The sequence below is a fragment of the Rothia sp. LK2588 genome, from assembly GCF_040946465.1.
Classification (GTDB): domain Bacteria; phylum Actinomycetota; class Actinomycetes; order Actinomycetales; family Micrococcaceae; genus Rothia.
In genome coordinates, this window is sequence record NZ_JAYWLS010000004.1 from 240,987 (window position 1) to 256,549 (window position 15,563).

Genomic DNA, 15,563 nt, shown 5'->3' on the forward strand with positions numbered 1-15,563 from the left:
TGCGTGAGAAGCTTATTCCTCGCCCATGCGAGCCTGGGACTTCTTGGCCAGCAGGCCCTCCCAGCGGTCCAGGCGATGGGTCGCCTCGATGAGGCGGGTGGTGCCCGACTTCGAACGCATCACCAGTGACTGGGTGGTGATCGAGTTGTTGTTTCGGCCGTAACGCACACCGCGCAGCAGCTTACCGTCGGTGATGCCGGTGGCGGCGAAGAAGCAGTCGTCGGAGGTCACCAGGTCGTCGGTGGTCAGCACGCGATCCAGATCGTGGCCGGCGTCCAACGCCTTCTGGCGCTCTTCGTCGTCGGTCGGGGCCAGGCGGCCCTGAATGATGCCGCCGGCGGCCTTGATAGCGCAGGCCGCCACGATGCCCTCGGGGGTGCCACCGATGCCGAGCATCATGTCCACACCGGTTCCCTCGCGGACGGCGGCGATAGCGCCGGCAACGTCGCCGTCGAGGATGATGCGGGTACGGGCACCGGCGCTACGGATCTCTTCGATCAGCTTCGCGTGACGGGGGCGGTCCAGCACGCACACGGTGAGCTGGTTGATGGACTTGCCCAGGGCCTTGGCGGTCAGGTGTAGGTTCTGCTTGACCGGCAGGCGCAGGTCAACGAGATCGGCAGCCTCGGGGCCCACCACGAGCTTGTCCATGTAGAAGACCGCCGAGGGGTCGAACATCGAGCCACCTTCGGCCACGGCCAAGACCGACAACGCGTTGTCCATGCCGAGGGCGGTCAGGCGGGTGCCGTCGATCGGGTCCACCGCGACGTCCAGGGCCGGGCCGGTGCCGTCACCCACGCGCTCGCCGTTGAACAGCATGGGGGCTTCGTCCTTCTCGCCCTCGCCGATGACCACAGTGCCGTTGAAGCTGACGGTTGAGAGGCGGTAACGCATAGCGTCCACCGCGGCGCCATCTGCCTTGTTCTTCTCACCGGCGCCGACCCACGGGCCTGCCGCGATCGCAGCCGCTTCGGTGGCTCGTACTAGCTCCAGCGCCAGGTTGCGGTCGCCGTGGGTGTTCTTCTGCCCAGTCAGAGTGTCTGACATCTGTCCTCACCTTCGAGTTGTCGCTGGGGTCTCCAGCGCATTCAGAGTCTGTGCGAGCGCGACGTCGTTGAACACGCTCCATCTCTACCTTAGAGTGCCCACCGCGCTCCGGTCGCCGTTTAGCGCATTTTTAGCGTGAGTTTGTGGGGTGGCTAACAATTGTTGCGTGGGTGTCGTGGAGCTCGACGCCCCGGCACCGCGGGGGTTTTTAGGTTTTGCCGTGTTCTCGGGGACAATATACGGGTGAGTACTTCTGAAGAGCCTAACGTCAAGCCGGTCATCACGGAGAAGCAGGCGCGCCGCATCAACGCCCCGGCGCGCAGCATGATTATTTCCATGATCGTGATGGTGGCGCTGTTGGTACCGATTCTGCTGCTCTCTCCGCAGTTGACCAACACCCGGAATTACTTCGATCCCAAGGTGGATATCGACTCGATTGCCTATCACGCCTCCACCGAGGCGGGTTACCCGGTCATCGCGCCGGAACCGGCGGGGTGGCGCTATAACTTTGCCCGTTGGACCACCAACCAGGCCGACAAGATCAGCTATTGGAACGCCGGGTTGTTGACCGACCACCAGCAGTATGTCGAGATCACCCAGGCTAAGGACGTCAACCCCACCTGGGTGGCGAACAAGACCAATAACGCCACACCGCAGGCTGAGCATGAGGTGGCCGGGGTGCGCTGGGATGAGCGGGTGTACACCGATAAGGACGACAAGAAAACTACCTACTGGGTGGGTGAGGTGAAGAAGAACACCGTGATCCTTTCAGGAGACGCGAGCCGCGAGACTTTTGTGGCCGCCGCGCAGGCCGTGGTGGACTATGCGAATAATCCCACCCGCACCGTGGCTCCGAGCCCTTCGGGTACCAGCGGCATTCAGTAATCCACCCCACTTTGTGTTAGTCGCATTTATTAAGGGGCGGGGTCTATAATCGCAGATAGTTCGTACACTGATCTTTTTTGCGGAGCGTTCCATGACCAATCAGCTGACCCCGGCTCAGGCACTAGAGTTTTTGCTCGAGGGCAACAAGCGATTCACCGCCAACAGCCCCACTCACCCCAACCAAGACTCGGTGCGTCGCGCGGATCTGGCGCAGAACGGCCAGAACCCCTTCGCGACCCTCTTCGGTTGCGGTGACTCCCGCCTGGCCGCTGAGGTGATCTTCGACCAGGGCCTCGGTGACCTCTTCGTGGTGCGCACCGCAGGCCACGCCTCGGGGCCGGCCGTACTCGGCTCCCTCGAATTCGGCGTCTCCGGCCTGAACACTCCCCTGGTTGTCGTGCTCGGTCACGACTCGTGCGGTGCGGTAACGGCCACGAAGAACTCCCTCGATTCGGGAGTACTGCCCGGTGGTTTTCAGCGCAATTTCATCGAGGACATCCTGCCCTCGGCGCTCTCATCGCAGTTGCCGGACAACCCCACCGTCAACGACATGGTGCGGGAACACACCCGCTTCACCTGCGAGCGCATCATCGAACAGTCCCGCGTGATCTCCGAGGCCGTGGCCGCCAACCAGACCGCGGTGGTCGGCATGTTCTACCACCTGGCCGAAGGCAGCGCCGAGATCGTGTGGAGCACCGACAACCTCAAGTAAGTATCCGGGCGCCGGGGTATCGTGCAGGTGTTCGGCATAGTGAGATCTCGGCGCGCGGTGGAGTTCGGGTAAAAAATACTTAATCTTGTGATTCACCCCCGCGACGGTTCTGCCTGGCTCGGGTCTCGGGTCTAAGATTTGAAGTATGGCAGATAACACTGAATACCGTATCGAACACGACACCATGGGCGAGGTTCGCGTGCCCGCGAACGCCCTCTACCGTGCACAGACTCAGCGTGCCGTGGAGAACTTCCCGATCTCGGGTCAGACGCTGGAGTCGGCCCACATCAAGGCCCTGGCGCTGATCAAGAAGGCCGCCGCCACCGCCAACGAGGAGCTCAAGGTTCTCGACGCCGAGCGCGCCGCAGCCATCCGCACCGCCGCGGATAAGGTTGCTACTGGTGAATACGACGAGCACTTCCCCATCGACGTCTTCCAGACCGGATCAGGTACCTCGTCGAACATGAACACCAACGAGGTGCTGGCCACCTTGGCGAACAAGGAGCTCGAAGGCAAGGACGTCGAGGTTCACCCGAACGACCACGTCAACGCCTCGCAGTCCTCCAACGACGTCTTCCCCACCTCGGTGCACGTAGCCGCGACCTCCGCACTGATCAATGACCTCAAGCCCGCCCTGGACTACCTGGCCACTTCGCTGGAGAAGAAGGCCGAGGAGTTCAAGGACGTGGTGAAGTCCGGCCGCACCCACCTGATGGACGCTACCCCGGTGACCCTGGGTCAGGAATTCGGCGGGTACGCCGCTCAGGTGCGCTACGGCATCGAGCGTATCGAGGCGTCCTTGCCGCGCGTGGCCGAGGTTCCCCTGGGTGGAACCGCGGTGGGCACCGGCATCAACACCCCCGAGGGCTTCTCGGCTCGCGTCATCGAGTTGCTTGCCGAAGAAACCGGCCTGCCGCTGACCGAGGCACGCAACCACTTCGAGGCTCAGGCCAACCGTGACGGTCTGATCGAGGCCTCGGGCCAGTTGCGCAACATCGCCTACGGCCTGATGAAGATCTGCAACGACATCCGCTGGATGGGATCCGGCCCCAACACCGGCCTGGGCGAGCTACACATCCCCGACCTGCAGCCGGGTTCGTCCATCATGCCGGGCAAGGTCAACCCCGTGATCTGCGAGGCCGTGATTCAGGTAGCCGCGCAGGTCATCGGCAACGACACCACTATCGCGCTCTCCTCCACCAACGGCGCCTTCGAGCTGAACGTGGGCATCCCCGTCATGGCAGCCAACCTGTTGCAGTCGATCCGTCTGCTAGCCAACTCCTCTCGCGTGATGGCCGACAAGATGATCGACGGCCTGGAGGCTAATGTGGAGCGCGCCCGCTTCTTGGCCGAGGCCTCCCCCTCGACCGTGACCCCGATGAACAAGCTCATCGGCTATGAGGCAGCGGCGAAGATCGCCAAGTACTCGGTAGCCAACAAGGTCACCGTGCGCGAGGCAGTCGTGGCCCTGGGTTACGTTGAGCGCGGCGAGGTCACCGAGGAGCAGCTGGATAAGGCTCTGGACGTGACCACCATGCTGGGCAACTACTCCTAGGAATAGTCACACATCCATTCATTACAGCAGCACCGAGGGTTGAAAGATCACGTTTCATCCCTCGGTGCGCTGTTGTACTCGGGGCGTTGGACCGGGGTGGCACGCGTCTATGGGGTCTGCGATAAACCTCACCAGCGGCATCAGGAGTTAGGGGTAGATTCACCTGAACTCAGGAGTATGCTTACTAAAGATTCCTCATATGGCACATATTCATCCAGTGTGCTGGAAACTCTAAGGAGAGATATGAAGCTCGCAGAGCAGATCATTCAGCAGCTCGCCGAAGCCGGCGTCAAACGCATCTATGGCGTGGTGGGCGACTCGCTGAACCCCATCGTGGACGCCGTACGCGCCTCGGGTGGTTCCGCTCAGGGCGGCATCGACTGGGTACACGTACGCCACGAGGAATCGGCAGCTTTCGCCGCCGGTGCCGAGGCACAGATGACCGGCGAGCTCGCCGTCTGCGCCGGTTCCTGCGGCCCGGGTAACACCCACCTCATCAATGGCCTCTACGATGCCAACCGCTCCCACGCTCCCGTGTTGGCGATCGCCTCCCACATTCCTTCCGAGCAGATCGGCACTAGCTACTTCCAGGAGACCCACCCCGAGCGCATCTTCGAAGACTGCTCGGTCTACAACGAGATGGCTGTCTCCGCCCACCAGACCCTGCGCATCATCAACTCGGGTATGCGCCACGCCACCACCCTCCGCGGTGTAGCCGTGGTGACCATCCCCGGTGACATCGCTGCCCAAGACGCCGTGGACCACGTCCCCGCCTGGGGCGACCACCGCGCCGGCGTGAAGACCCCCGACGCCGCGACCGTGCAGGAAATCGCCGACCGCATCAACAAGGCCGATAAGGTCTCGATCTTCGCCGGTGCCGGTGTTGCCGGTGCCCACGACGAAGTGATCGCCCTGGCAGACGCCGCCGCGGCCCCCATCGGTCACTCGATGCGCGGTAAAGAGTTCATCCAGTACGACAACCCCTTCGATGTGGGCATGACCGGCCTGCTGGGTTACGGAGAGGCCGCCGAGGGCATGAAGGAATCCGACCTCATGCTTCTGCTCGGCACCGACTTCCCCTACGACCAGTTCCTGCCCGACGTGCAGACCATCCAGATTGACCGCGCCGGTGAGGTGCTGGGACGCCGCACCAACGTGGATCTGCTGGTTGAGGCAGACGTCAAGGCCACCCTTGAGGCCCTCTTGCCGCTGGTTGAGCGCAAGACCAACCGCCGCTTCTTGAAGAAGCTGCTGAAGAAGAACGAGACCATCATGAACAAGGTGGTCGGCGCCTACTCTAAGAAGCCGACCCGCGGCAAGATCCACCCCGAGTACGCCACCGCCATCCTGGATGAGGTCGCAGCAGAAGACGCCATCTTCACCGCCGATACCGGTATGTGCAACGTGTGGACCGCCCGTTACATCACCCCCAACGGCAAGCGTCGACTGCTCGGTTCGTTCCTGCACGGTTCGATGGCCAACGCCATGCCGATGGCGCTCGGTGCCCAGTTCTCGCACCCCGATCGTCAGGTCATCTCGGTCTCCGGCGACGGCGGCCTGTCGATGATGCTCGGTGACATCCTCACCGCCTCCATGTACAACCTGCCGCTGACCATTGTCGTGTTCAACAACTCGACCTTGGGCATGGTCAAGCTCGAGCAGCTGGTGCAGGGCTTCGAGGATTACGGCGTGGACGTCCCGCTGGTCAACTACGCCGAGATCGCCACCGCCGCCGGTTTCCAGGCGCAGCGCGTGGAGAAGCCGAAGCAGCTCAAGGCGGCCTATGAGAAGGCACTGAAGCACAACGGTCCCTCGCTGGTTGAGGTCATCACCGACCCCAATGCGCTGTCCATGCCGCCGGAGGTCGAGGCCAGCCAGATCGTTGGCTTCGCCACCTCGCTGTCGAAGATCGCGCTGAACCGCGGTGCGGCAGAGACCGTGGCCATGGCACGTTCGAACCTGCGCAACGCCAGCGCGTGGCGCCAGTTCTAACACGCTAAGAGGTCAGTGCACCTCTTCGAAACCGAAGCGGGTACCGGTTTGATAGTCGATAGCGGCATCAAACCGGTCCCGCATTCTTTCGTTGCAGAGCTCTTGGATTTCCTCGAGCGAGACCCAGCGCACCTGGCTGGACTCTTCATCGCTGACCTTTGCCTCCCCCGAGACCCAGCGACAGTAGAAGGTGTGGTCGAGAAACTGGCATTGGTCCCCGTTCTCAAAGGTCTTCGGTGGGTCCACCTTGAGCTGGGCCAGGGCCACCACCTCGATCTCCACGCCGGCCTCCTCCAGGGCCTCCCGGCGGGCCGTGAGCGCGGGGTTCTCTCCGGGGTCAACGATGCCGGTGATCGGCGTCCACATCCCGTTATCTGAGCGGCGCACGAGCAAGAACTTGCCGTCGGACTCGCGCTGAATCACCGCGGTAGCGCCGGAGAGCCAGAGCATGTCGTGGCCGATCTTCTCGCGCAGGGAGAGGATGTACGGAGGCGTAGGCATGAACGAGATCCTTTCGTGCTGGTGAGCCTGTTAGACGGGAAAAATCAGCGCGATCACCGCGCCGAGAAGCATGAACGGGCCGAAAGCGATGTGGGTCGAGGCGCGAGCGCGGCGGAACATGATCAGCGCCAACGAGACCACTCCCCCGGTGACAAACGCGATGAGGGTGGCCCAGAGGATGTTCATCGGGGAGAGATACCCGCAGATCAGCCCGATCACCCCGGCCAGTTTGACGTCGCCCATCCCCAGCGCACCGCGCGATGCCCAGCGTAGCACCCAGTAGCAACCGCCCAAGAAGACGCAGGCATAGGCGGTCTGTCGCATCCCGGCCAGGTCGTGGTGTAGAAACAGCACCGTCCAGATGGGTAACCCTACCGCCGCGTAAAGGGGTAGCACGATTTTGTCGGGCAGGCGGTGTTCGGCGATGTCGATGCGGGTCAGTACCGCCGCCGCTACCAGAAAGATCGCGGACGCCAGCGTCAGCAACCCCGCGCAGACCCAGCCGGTTGCCGTCCCGGCGGCCGCGAAATCCAGGATCCGGCCCAGCATGGTTACGACCCGAAGCGACGCTGTCGGCTGGCGTAGTCGCGCAGAGCGCGCAGGAAGTCAACCCGGCGGAAATCGGGCCAGAGCGATTCGCAGAAATAGAACTCCGAGTAGGCCGACTGCCAGGTCAAGAACCCGGAAAGCCGCTGCTCCCCCGAGGTGCGGATCAGTAGGTCGGGGTCGGGCAGGCCGCGGGTGTAAAGGTAACGGTCGACGTCGGCGATCTGCAGGTTATCGGCGAGCTCACGCAGGTCGGCCCCGGAGTCGAGGGCCTCGTAGATCATCTCGCGCATCGCGTCCACGATTTCTTGGCGGCCGCCGTAACCGACCGCGATGTTGACCTGCACGTCGTCAATATGTTCGGTGGCCGCCACAGCCTTCTCCAGGGCCTGGGCCAGGGACTCGGGCAGAATGCCGAGGTTGCCGACGGGGCGAACCCTTGCCACCTGCGCTTGCGCCAGCGAACGGATGAGATTCTCAATAACCTCCAAGAGGTCCCTCAATTCGGCGGCGGGGCGTTTGAGGTTTTCGGTTGAAAGCATATAGAGGGTGACCATCGGGATGGTGAGTTCTCGACACCACCCCAAGAATTCAACTACGCGCTCGGCGCCGGCCTGATGACCATGCCGCGTGGGTTCCCCCAGTTGCGCAGCCCAGCGACGGTTACCGTCCATCAGCACACCGACGTGTGCCGGTAGTTTGTCGTGAGGGATAGCGCCAGCCAAGGTCTTTTCGTACACGGTGTAGAGGGGCTGCGAGATTTTCACGTGATGGATGCTCCTCGGTCGATCGGCTACGGCGCTTCGGGCCCCTTACGTTCGACCGTCAGCTGTCTTGCGACGTTTTATCATCGTACCGCCGTTTTCTGCACTTTGGGGAACCTACGGAGGTACCCAAGTACCCCACAAATCTGAATCGGTGCGTCATTTTTGACGCCAAAGATACTCACATTGAAGAAATCCCCCTACGATGTGAAGTGGCGATATTTCCCGAATCGCCGCACCGAGTGTACAGCCTTAGGAGGGACATGGCGACCGCGTCTGTAGAGAAGAAACCGCTCATGCGCGGCTGGATTCACGCCTGCTTCGCGCCGCTGGTATTCGTCGCTGGGATCGTCTTAATCGTCATCTCGGGTGGCGGCGCGATGGGACTGGCCTGCGCCATTTTTGCGTTGACCGGCGTGCTACTTTTCGGCGTCTCGGGAATGTATCACCGCGCCTATTGGCCGCGGCGGCTCAACCTTTTCTTCAAACGCCTCGACCACACCAACATTGCCCTGGTCATCGCAGGCACCTACACGCCAATCGCCATGGCGTTGTTACAGGGCACGCAACAGCAGATCCTGCTCTACACAATTTGGGGTTGCGCGCTTGCGGTGGTCGTCTTCCGTGTGTTCTGGACGCACGCCCCGCGTTGGCTTTACACCCCGATTTACGTGGTGATGGGGTTGATGGCGGTGTTCTATCTCGGGGATTTTTGGCAGGTCTCCCCCGTAGCGACCGTGCTGATCGCCGCCGGCGGCGCGGCCTACATCATCGGTGCGGTGTTCTACGGCACCAAGCGTCCGCACCTGAAACCGACTCACTTCGGCTTCCACGAGCTTTTCCACGTCTGCACGGTGATCGGCTTCGTGTTGCACTTCATCGCGGTAGTATTCGCGATCAACGCTTAGCGCCGGCAACGTTGGGTGGGGATGAGCCTAGTGCGCTCGGTCTGCCACCGAACGCGGGGAGGTCTGGTCGATCGGATCCGCCACCGAGGCCACGGCCGGATCGTTGACCCGTGCCGCGCGTTCCTCAGCCTCGCGCGCCATCGCGTATTCATTGCGATAGCGCATGCGCCGCGCGCGGCGGTTCATATCGAGCATCAAGAAGATCACGGCCACTGCCAGGATGAAGAAACAAACAAAGCCGAGGAAGCCCGGGGAGCCCAACGGGGTGCCGTCCTTAGCGAACTGGGTCGGCGTGGGCGTGGGGGTGATGTCGGCTAAGATGATCGCCGCGGTGTTGACGTTGACGAGAAGTGTTTCCAGCATCATTTTTTAGGCTTCCTGGCTGAGGTCTAACCCGTTCGCCAAATCGGTCTCGGGCACAGCAGATTCTACCCGAGAAGAAATGAGTGTGTAATCTTCGTGCGGCCAGATGCGGCGTTGCGTCTCAGCGGAGACGGCAAAGAACATGTCGGTCGGGGCCACCTGCGAGGCGTGCGCCAGCAGGGCGCGGTCACGGGTGTCGAAGTACTCTGCGCAGGGGATGCGGGTAGTGGTTTCGTGGCGAGACACCGGCGGCATGTGCCCCTCGTCAGACTCCTGCGCCATCGCGATGAAGCGCGCGAAGGGAGACTCGAGCCCGGCGTCCAGCAGATACTGGTGGAACGCCCCCATGCGCTCGGGGTTGAATGCGCGGTCGTAGTACAACTTCGCCGGGGTATAAGGCTCGCCCTCACCCGGGTAGGCGTTCGGGTCGCCGGCCTTCTCGAAGGCCTCCACGGCCACCTTGTGGCTCATAATGTGATCGGGGTGCGGGTACCCGCCGTTTTCGTCGTAAGAGATGATGACCTGCGGCTTGAACTCACGCACCAGGCGGATCAGCGGCGCGGCAGCGCGTTTTAGCGACAGCGTGGCGAAGCTACCCCAGGGCAGCGGGGGCAACGGATCGCCCTCGGGCAGGCCCGAGTCCACGAAACCGATCCACCGGTGTTCGATACCCAAGATCTCTTGTGCCGCGGCCATCTCTTTGCGACGCAGCCCCGGCAGATCGCGGAATGCGGCCGGGTTTTCTTGCACCTCGAGGTTCAGGACGTCGCCGCGCTGCCCACCGGTCATAGAGGCAACCATGACGCGGGCGCCACGGGCCGCGTAGGCTGCCATCGTCGCCGCACCCTTGGAGGACTCGTCGTCAGGGTGGGCGTGCACGGCCAGAATCCGCAAACCGGTGTAGTCGTCTGCAAGGCGCGCCGGTTCGGCAGCTTCGTTGAGATGGGCTTCGGTGGCGGGCTGGAATGCAGTGTGATCTTGGCTCACGTAGATTCTTAGACTCCTCATTCGGTACAGTTAAAGGGCTGCAGAGTAAGAGCCCTTGACCGGGTGGATCAGACGGTGACCAGTTTACCGGCATCTCCTTTAATACTTTACATCGATATTAACTACTATGAATCGAGAACCAGTGAGCGATTCCCTTGATTCGCGTTACGGTCGCACGTCACAGCGGCCGCCCCTGCCCCGCTGGGTCTGGGTGGCGTTGGCCGCCGCAGGGATCGTCCTGGCTATTTTCTTCGGCATCTGGGTGCAACGCGATCAGTTCGACGCCGCCCCGGAGTTCAAAGACACCGGTCACCAGATTCTCAACGCCGACCAGGTCGCCATCTCATTCGAGGTCGTCAAGGCCCCGGATTCAACGGCGGTCTGCGCGGTGAAGGCCCTCAACGACGCCGGCGCCCCGGTGGGCTGGAAAGAGATCACCATCCCGGCATCCTCCGCAACTGCCGGCGGTACCCAGGTGATGGAGGTCCGCGAGAGTTTTCGGACCACCGAGACCGCCAATGCGGTCACCGTAGACAACTGTTGGACGAGACGTTAACTACTGATTTTCCGCCGTTTTCCCCTGAGAACATTAGGCATTCATCATCAGCACACGTACAATTGATGCTAATTATGCACCGGCTCACGGGTCGGTGTTTTAGTTTTATCCCGAGGCGTTGGCGAACGACGCCCCAACGATCAAGGAGAAAGCATGACTGAAGAAACCACGGGTGCCTGGCTGACCCAAGAGGCCTACGACCGCCTGCAGAAAGAGCTGGATTACCTGGCCGGCGAATACCGCCAGGAAATCATCGACCGTATCTCCGCCGCCCGCGACGAGGGTGACCTCAAGGAGAACGGCGGTTACCACGCAGCGCGCGAGGAGCAGGGCAAGAATGAGGGCCGCATCGCTCAGCTGAAGGCACTGCTGGAGAACGCTCAGGTCGGTGAAAACCTCAAGGACGACGGCGTTGTCGAGCCCGGTATGGTCGTGGAAGCCTCCATCGCTGGTAAGGACATGAAGTTCCTGCTGGGTTCGCGCGAGGTTGCAGAATCGCTGGTCGGTGACTCCGACCTGCAGGTCTTCTCCGAGAAGTCCCCCATGGGTGAAGCCATCAACGGCCACAAGGTCGGCGACGATGTCTCCTACGAAGCCCCCAACGGCAAGACCATCAAGGTCAAGATCAAGGAAGCCAAGCCCTTCTCCGGCTAATCCGGCTTTCCCCGACTGCGCAGGCGGCCGCATCCTCTTCAATGAGGACGCGGCCGCTTCGCTCTTTTCAGCCCTGTGGGCTGGGTTTTCCCGACCGGGGTTATTCTTTGCGGGACTGGCGCGGGTTTTCCTAGTAGACGACGATCGGCTCGTACCCGGCGTCCTGGAGCGCGGCGAGCACCTGCTGACAGTGCTCGGATCCCTTGGTCTCCATGTCGATGGTGATCGAGACGTCACCCATCGACAGCGCGCCACCCACGCGGGTGTGATCCACGCCGGTCACGTTGGCGTCAAGTGAAGAGATGATCGAGGAGATCGTAGTCAGCTCACCGGGGCGGTCGGTCAGCATCATCTTAATAGTCAGATAACGCCCGGCCGCCGAAAGGCCGCGCTGGATCACCTTGAGCATCAGCATCGGGTCGATGTTGCCACCGGACAACACGCACACAGTGGTCCCGAGATCCCCGTAGGTCTCCTGGAGCGCCGCGTCCATGACTGCGGCCACCGGCACCGACCCGGCCGGTTCCACCACCAGCTTGTTGCGCTCCATGAGGAAGATCAGCGCGCGGGCGATGTCGTCCTCGGTGACGGTGTGCACGTCGTCGACCAGCTGCTTGATGATCGAGAACGGCAACTGCCCGGGTCGACCCACCGCGATGCCGTCTGCGATCGTCGAGACTCGTTGCAGAGGCACCAACGCGTCGGCCGCCAGCGAGGGCGGGTAGGCCGCGGCGTTTTCCGCCTGCACACCGATGATGCGGATCTTCCGCCCGGTCTTGGCCTCCATACCGCGCACGGCCACGGCGATACCCGCCAGCAGACCGCCGCCGCCCACGCCGGCGATGATGGTGTCTACCTCGGGTACCTGTTCGAGGATCTCCAGGCCGATGGTGCCCTGACCCATGATGATGTCGGGGTTATCGAAGGGGTGCACGAAGACCGCCCCGGTCTCGTCGGCGTAGCGCTTGGCCTCAGCCAGCGCCTCGTCCACGGTTACCCCGTGCAGCACGACCTCCGCTCCCCGCGAGCGGGTTGCCGCGATCTTAGGTAGTGCCGCACCCAGCGGCATGTAGATCCGCGCCTTGATACCCAAGGACGCCGCCGCCAGCGCCACACCCTGGGCGTGGTTACCCGCCGAGGCCGCCACCACGCCCCGTGCCTTCTCTGTCTCGCTCAGCTTGGCCATGCGCACATACGCGCCACGCACCTTGAACGAACCGGAACGCTGCAGGTTCTCACACTTGAGAAAGACTTCGGAACCGAGTTGCTCGCTCAGCGCACGTGAGTGTTCCACCTGCGTTTTCTCAATAATGGGGGCAAGCAACTCTGCGGCTTCTTCGATGTTGTGCAAGTGCACCGGAAGCTGGGTGAGGTTGGTCGACACTAAATGCCCCTTCTCTCGTGAGTCCGCACAGGTGAGCGGGGAACACCACCGTCACGGTGATATCCCTTTCATTCTTTCTTGTCTTTCGAGGATACAAGCGAGCCTGCGATATGTCCCCTCCGGCTTCTCGGCCTTCTCGTAGTGCGAGATACCGTGAGGGGTTATTGGGTCTGGTCATCACATATAAGACGACCGCAGATGTCTCAACATACCCGTACATAGACGGTCATGTCGAAACATCCGCGGTCGATGATCTAGGTTGCTTCGTCGCCAGGCATAGCCTCAACGATGTCTCTAGAAACCCGGGCAGAGCCTCCCAGTCAAACCCCCGATGCTACTTCGGAGAGATAGATCCGGCACCCGAGCGGGGAGCCTCCAGGGATTCCTGCTCTTCAACGCCGTGCTTGCGGTTTTCCTTAGCACGTTCGAGGCGTTCCTTGATCTGCGAAGCAATAGCCTTCTTTTTCTTACGTTCGACTTCGTGCGGGTAGAGGAACTCTTCGGTACGAATACCAGAGTCGGTCTCCCAGGTGCGATCGGCGAGATACCGGGTGACCGTGTTCATGACCGCCAAAACAGGCACAGCGAACAGCGCACCGATGACGCCGAAGAGCATCGAGCCGATGGCCACCGCGAGCAAGACCGCCAGGGGGTGCAGGGAGACTGCCTTACCCATCACCAACGGCTGTAAGATATTCGACTCGATTTGTTGCACCAGGATCACCGCACCGAGCATGAGCAACGCGTTGACCGGGCCATTGGCCACCAGGGCCAACAGGGCCGCGATCATGCCCGATGCTACCGCACCGACGACGGGGATGAAGGAGGCCAAGAACACCAGCACCGCCAGCGGCAGAGCCAGGGGGACCTTCAAGAAGAACGCAGCCAGGCCGATGCCGAGGGCGTCGATTGCGGCGACCAGCACCTGTACGCGAACGTAGGAGACCAGCGAATGCCAACCGCGGCGTCCTGCACCGTTGACGGCGGGACGAGCTTCGCGGGGAAAGAGCTTGACGAGGAAGAGCCAGATGCGCTCGCCCTCCATGAGGAAGAAGATCAGGGTGAAGAGGGTGATCAGGGTGCCGGTCAAGACGTCACCGGCGGTGGCGCCGAAGGTGGCCACACCGGAAACGATTTTGTTTGAGTTATCCTGAGCCCACGAGGTGGCCTTGTTGAGGTATTGCTCGGCCTGGCTACCGGAGACCAGTTCCGGCGGCAGCATACCGAGGAGCTTGGTGTAGCCCTGCATGATTTGCTCGGAGAGGGCGCTGATGCCGGAGACCAGCTGCTGGCCGACGAGCGCGAAGAGACCCAGCACAATAAGGATGAGGCCGATCTCGGTGATGGCGGTGGCCAGACCGGCACGGACCTTGTGCTTACGCAGGAAGTACACCACCGGCGAGATGAGGCCGGCGAGCAGAGCAGCCACTGCGACACTGACGATGATCAGGGAAACCTTGGACAGGCCCCACCACAGGCAGTACGCCGCGGCGACGATAACGAGAAAGCGCCAACCCCATTCGGCACCGGCATGCAGGGCGAAAGGAAGGCGGAGACGGGAAGAAGTATAAGAATTATCGGAGGTCAAAGGGACCTTGTCTTGAGTACTAAGTTGGCTCATGATCTCCATTCTGACATAGAGACCATGAGCCATTCGTGTGATATGAGATGAGGAGTGCTGTTAGTCGTCGGACATGGCGCGAATAATCGAGAGGATTCGCAAGATTTCGATGTAGAGCCAGACCAAGGTCACGATGAGACCGAAGGCCAGACGCCAGGATTCACGCTCGGGAGCGCCGTATCGAACTGCCTCAGAAACGTTGGTGAAATCGAGCACCAGCGAATAAGAAGCCATCACGATAGCGAGCAAGCCGATGATTAGACCCAGCGGGAAACCGGCGACTTCCATGGTACGCATGTTCGTGCCGGTGAAGAGCGCTAGGCCAAGGTTTGCCAGGCAGAAGATCAGGTAAGAGATCATGGCGACCATGAAGATCTTGGTGGCCTTAGGGGTTGCACGTACCTTGCCGGAGCGGAAGAGCACCAGGACGGTCGCGAAGACGATCAGGGTACCGAGAACAGCCTGGGAGACGATACCGGGGTACAGCGACTCCATCATCATGGAGAAACCACCCAGCAAGAAGCCCTCGAACAGCGAATAACCCATCACCAACACGGGCGAAACTTTACGCTTAAAAGAATTTGTCAGGCCTAGAACAAGGGCACCAATGAATCCGAGGAACATCAGGGCCGGGATAAACCAGCCTGCCAGGGCGCCCAGGACGACCAGGCCCAGGTTCAGGGCGGTCTTGACGATGACGTCGTTGATGGTCAGCTGTCCCGTCTGCATCGGGGAGGCACTGGGCGAGTTATACATCTGATTCAATTGCTCGGTGCTGGGCTGGCCGTACGGGGTTTGCCCGTACTGAGTCTGACCGTAACCGGGCTGACCGTAGGCCTGCTGACCATACTGGGCCTGGCCATAACCGGGCTGACCGTAGGCCTGCTGGCCATACTGAGCCTGACCGGCGTACGCGCCACCGGCACCGAACTGGCCGAATCGCGAATCACGCTTTTCGTTGTTAACAATGGACTGGACGAGTGGGTTACCTGCCAAGGGCCTCGAACTCCTCACGAGTGTTAAGGGATATTTGGTCTAGGTTATCTGAGATGAACGCCGTTGAATAGCTATTTAGCCCACAGCGTGAG

General features: G+C 61.7%; 16 protein-coding genes. 7 read left to right on the plus strand and 9 right to left on the minus strand.

Annotated features, from left to right (window positions below; all coding sequences use genetic code 11):
* Positions 1-12: 12 nt before the first annotated feature.
* Positions 13-1,047, minus strand: a complete 1,035-nt coding sequence (gene glpX / locus VVR12_RS09720) for a class II fructose-bisphosphatase (RefSeq protein WP_368551041.1) — start codon at positions 1,045-1,047, stop codon at positions 13-15.
* Positions 1,048-1,290: 243 nt separating this feature from the next.
* Here glpX and VVR12_RS09725 point away from each other — a divergent pair, with 243 nt between their 5' ends.
* The 4 genes from VVR12_RS09725 (at position 1,291) to VVR12_RS09740 (ending at position 6,191) form a co-directional block, all read left to right on the plus strand.
* Complete coding sequence (locus VVR12_RS09725; RefSeq protein WP_368551042.1) at positions 1,291-1,932, plus strand: DUF4245 domain-containing protein; 642 nt, start codon at positions 1,291-1,293, stop codon at positions 1,930-1,932.
* 91 nt (positions 1,933-2,023) lie between these two features.
* Entirely contained in the window at positions 2,024-2,644 is a 621-nt protein-coding gene (locus VVR12_RS09730) for a carbonic anhydrase (protein WP_368551044.1), read from the plus strand.
* A 145-nt stretch (positions 2,645-2,789) separates the two neighbouring features.
* Complete coding sequence (locus tag VVR12_RS09735) at positions 2,790-4,199, plus strand: class II fumarate hydratase (protein WP_368551046.1); 1,410 nt, start codon at positions 2,790-2,792, stop codon at positions 4,197-4,199.
* A 243-nt stretch (positions 4,200-4,442) separates the two neighbouring features.
* Entirely contained in the window at positions 4,443-6,191 is a 1,749-nt protein-coding gene (locus VVR12_RS09740; RefSeq protein WP_368551047.1) for a pyruvate dehydrogenase, read from the plus strand.
* 12 nt (positions 6,192-6,203) lie between these two features.
* On the opposite strand, the gene VVR12_RS09745 is transcribed toward VVR12_RS09740, so the two are convergent.
* Genes VVR12_RS09745 through VVR12_RS09755 form a run of 3 tightly spaced genes read right to left on the minus strand, consistent with a single transcriptional unit; the run spans position 6,204 to position 8,005 of the window.
* Positions 6,204-6,692, minus strand: coding sequence for an NUDIX domain-containing protein (locus tag VVR12_RS09745; protein WP_368551048.1), 489 nt, complete (start codon positions 6,690-6,692; stop codon positions 6,204-6,206).
* 30 nt (positions 6,693-6,722) lie between these two features.
* A complete protein-coding gene (locus VVR12_RS09750) occupies positions 6,723-7,241 on the minus strand; it encodes a prepilin peptidase (protein ID WP_368551049.1) in 519 nt (172 codons plus the stop codon).
* A 2-nt stretch (positions 7,242-7,243) separates the two neighbouring features.
* Entirely contained in the window at positions 7,244-8,005 is a 762-nt protein-coding gene (locus VVR12_RS09755) for an isoprenyl transferase (RefSeq protein WP_368551050.1), read from the minus strand.
* A 260-nt stretch (positions 8,006-8,265) separates the two neighbouring features.
* On the opposite strand from VVR12_RS09755, the gene trhA reads away from it, so the two are divergent.
* Entirely contained in the window at positions 8,266-8,910 is a 645-nt protein-coding gene (gene trhA, locus VVR12_RS09760; protein WP_368551051.1) for a PAQR family membrane homeostasis protein TrhA, read from the plus strand.
* Between the two features lie 27 nt (positions 8,911-8,937).
* Here trhA and VVR12_RS09765 read toward each other — a convergent pair whose 3' ends face one another.
* Positions 8,938-9,276, minus strand: coding sequence for a hypothetical protein (locus VVR12_RS09765; protein ID WP_368551052.1), 339 nt, complete (start codon positions 9,274-9,276; stop codon positions 8,938-8,940).
* A 3-nt stretch (positions 9,277-9,279) separates the two neighbouring features.
* On the minus strand, positions 9,280-10,167 hold the full coding sequence (mca, locus tag VVR12_RS09770) for a mycothiol conjugate amidase Mca (RefSeq protein ID WP_368551158.1): 888 nt from the start codon (positions 10,165-10,167) through the stop codon (positions 9,280-9,282).
* 235 nt (positions 10,168-10,402) lie between these two features.
* On the opposite strand from mca, the gene VVR12_RS09775 reads away from it, so the two are divergent.
* The gene (locus VVR12_RS09775; RefSeq protein WP_368551053.1) at positions 10,403-10,816 is read left to right on the plus strand and encodes a DUF4307 domain-containing protein; all 414 of its coding nucleotides are present in this window, start codon (positions 10,403-10,405) and stop codon (positions 10,814-10,816) included.
* A 153-nt stretch (positions 10,817-10,969) separates the two neighbouring features.
* Positions 10,970-11,470 carry a transcription elongation factor GreA gene (gene greA / locus VVR12_RS09780; RefSeq protein WP_368551054.1) on the plus strand — a complete coding sequence of 167 codons (501 nt, stop codon included), beginning with the start codon at positions 10,970-10,972 and terminating at the stop codon, positions 11,468-11,470.
* 130 nt (positions 11,471-11,600) lie between these two features.
* On the opposite strand, the gene ilvA is transcribed toward greA, so the two are convergent.
* The 3 genes from ilvA to VVR12_RS09795 form a co-directional block, all read right to left on the minus strand.
* Positions 11,601-12,854 (minus strand): threonine ammonia-lyase, encoded by a 1,254-nt coding sequence (gene ilvA / locus VVR12_RS09785; protein ID WP_368551055.1) that lies wholly within the window; start codon positions 12,852-12,854, stop codon positions 11,601-11,603.
* A gap of 334 nt (positions 12,855-13,188) precedes the next feature.
* The gene (locus VVR12_RS09790) at positions 13,189-14,475 is read right to left on the minus strand and encodes an AI-2E family transporter (protein ID WP_368551056.1); all 1,287 of its coding nucleotides are present in this window, start codon (positions 14,473-14,475) and stop codon (positions 13,189-13,191) included.
* 60 nt (positions 14,476-14,535) lie between these two features.
* Positions 14,536-15,471, minus strand: a complete 936-nt coding sequence (locus VVR12_RS09795; RefSeq protein ID WP_368551057.1) for a Bax inhibitor-1/YccA family protein — start codon at positions 15,469-15,471, stop codon at positions 14,536-14,538.
* Positions 15,472-15,563: the final 92 nt, after the last annotated feature.

Coding starts and splice junctions, on each gene's coding strand:
- VVR12_RS09740 (WP_368551047.1), top strand. CDS start 4,443: ATGAAGCTCGCAGAGCAGATCATTCAGCAGCTCGCCGAAGCCGGCGTC.
- VVR12_RS09730 (WP_368551044.1), top strand. CDS start 2,024: ATGACCAATCAGCTGACCCCGGCTCAGGCACTAGAGTTTTTGCTCGAG.
- glpX (WP_368551041.1), bottom strand. CDS start 1,047: ATGTCAGACACTCTGACTGGGCAGAAGAACACCCACGGCGACCGCAAC.
- VVR12_RS09745 (WP_368551048.1), bottom strand. CDS start 6,692: ATGCCTACGCCTCCGTACATCCTCTCCCTGCGCGAGAAGATCGGCCAC.
- greA (WP_368551054.1), top strand. CDS start 10,970: ATGACTGAAGAAACCACGGGTGCCTGGCTGACCCAAGAGGCCTACGAC.
- trhA (WP_368551051.1), top strand. CDS start 8,266: ATGGCGACCGCGTCTGTAGAGAAGAAACCGCTCATGCGCGGCTGGATT.
- VVR12_RS09750 (WP_368551049.1), bottom strand. CDS start 7,241: ATGCTGGGCCGGATCCTGGATTTCGCGGCCGCCGGGACGGCAACCGGC.
- VVR12_RS09790 (WP_368551056.1), bottom strand. CDS start 14,475: ATGAGCCAACTTAGTACTCAAGACAAGGTCCCTTTGACCTCCGATAAT.
- VVR12_RS09765 (WP_368551052.1), bottom strand. CDS start 9,276: ATGATGCTGGAAACACTTCTCGTCAACGTCAACACCGCGGCGATCATC.
- VVR12_RS09735 (WP_368551046.1), top strand. CDS start 2,790: ATGGCAGATAACACTGAATACCGTATCGAACACGACACCATGGGCGAG.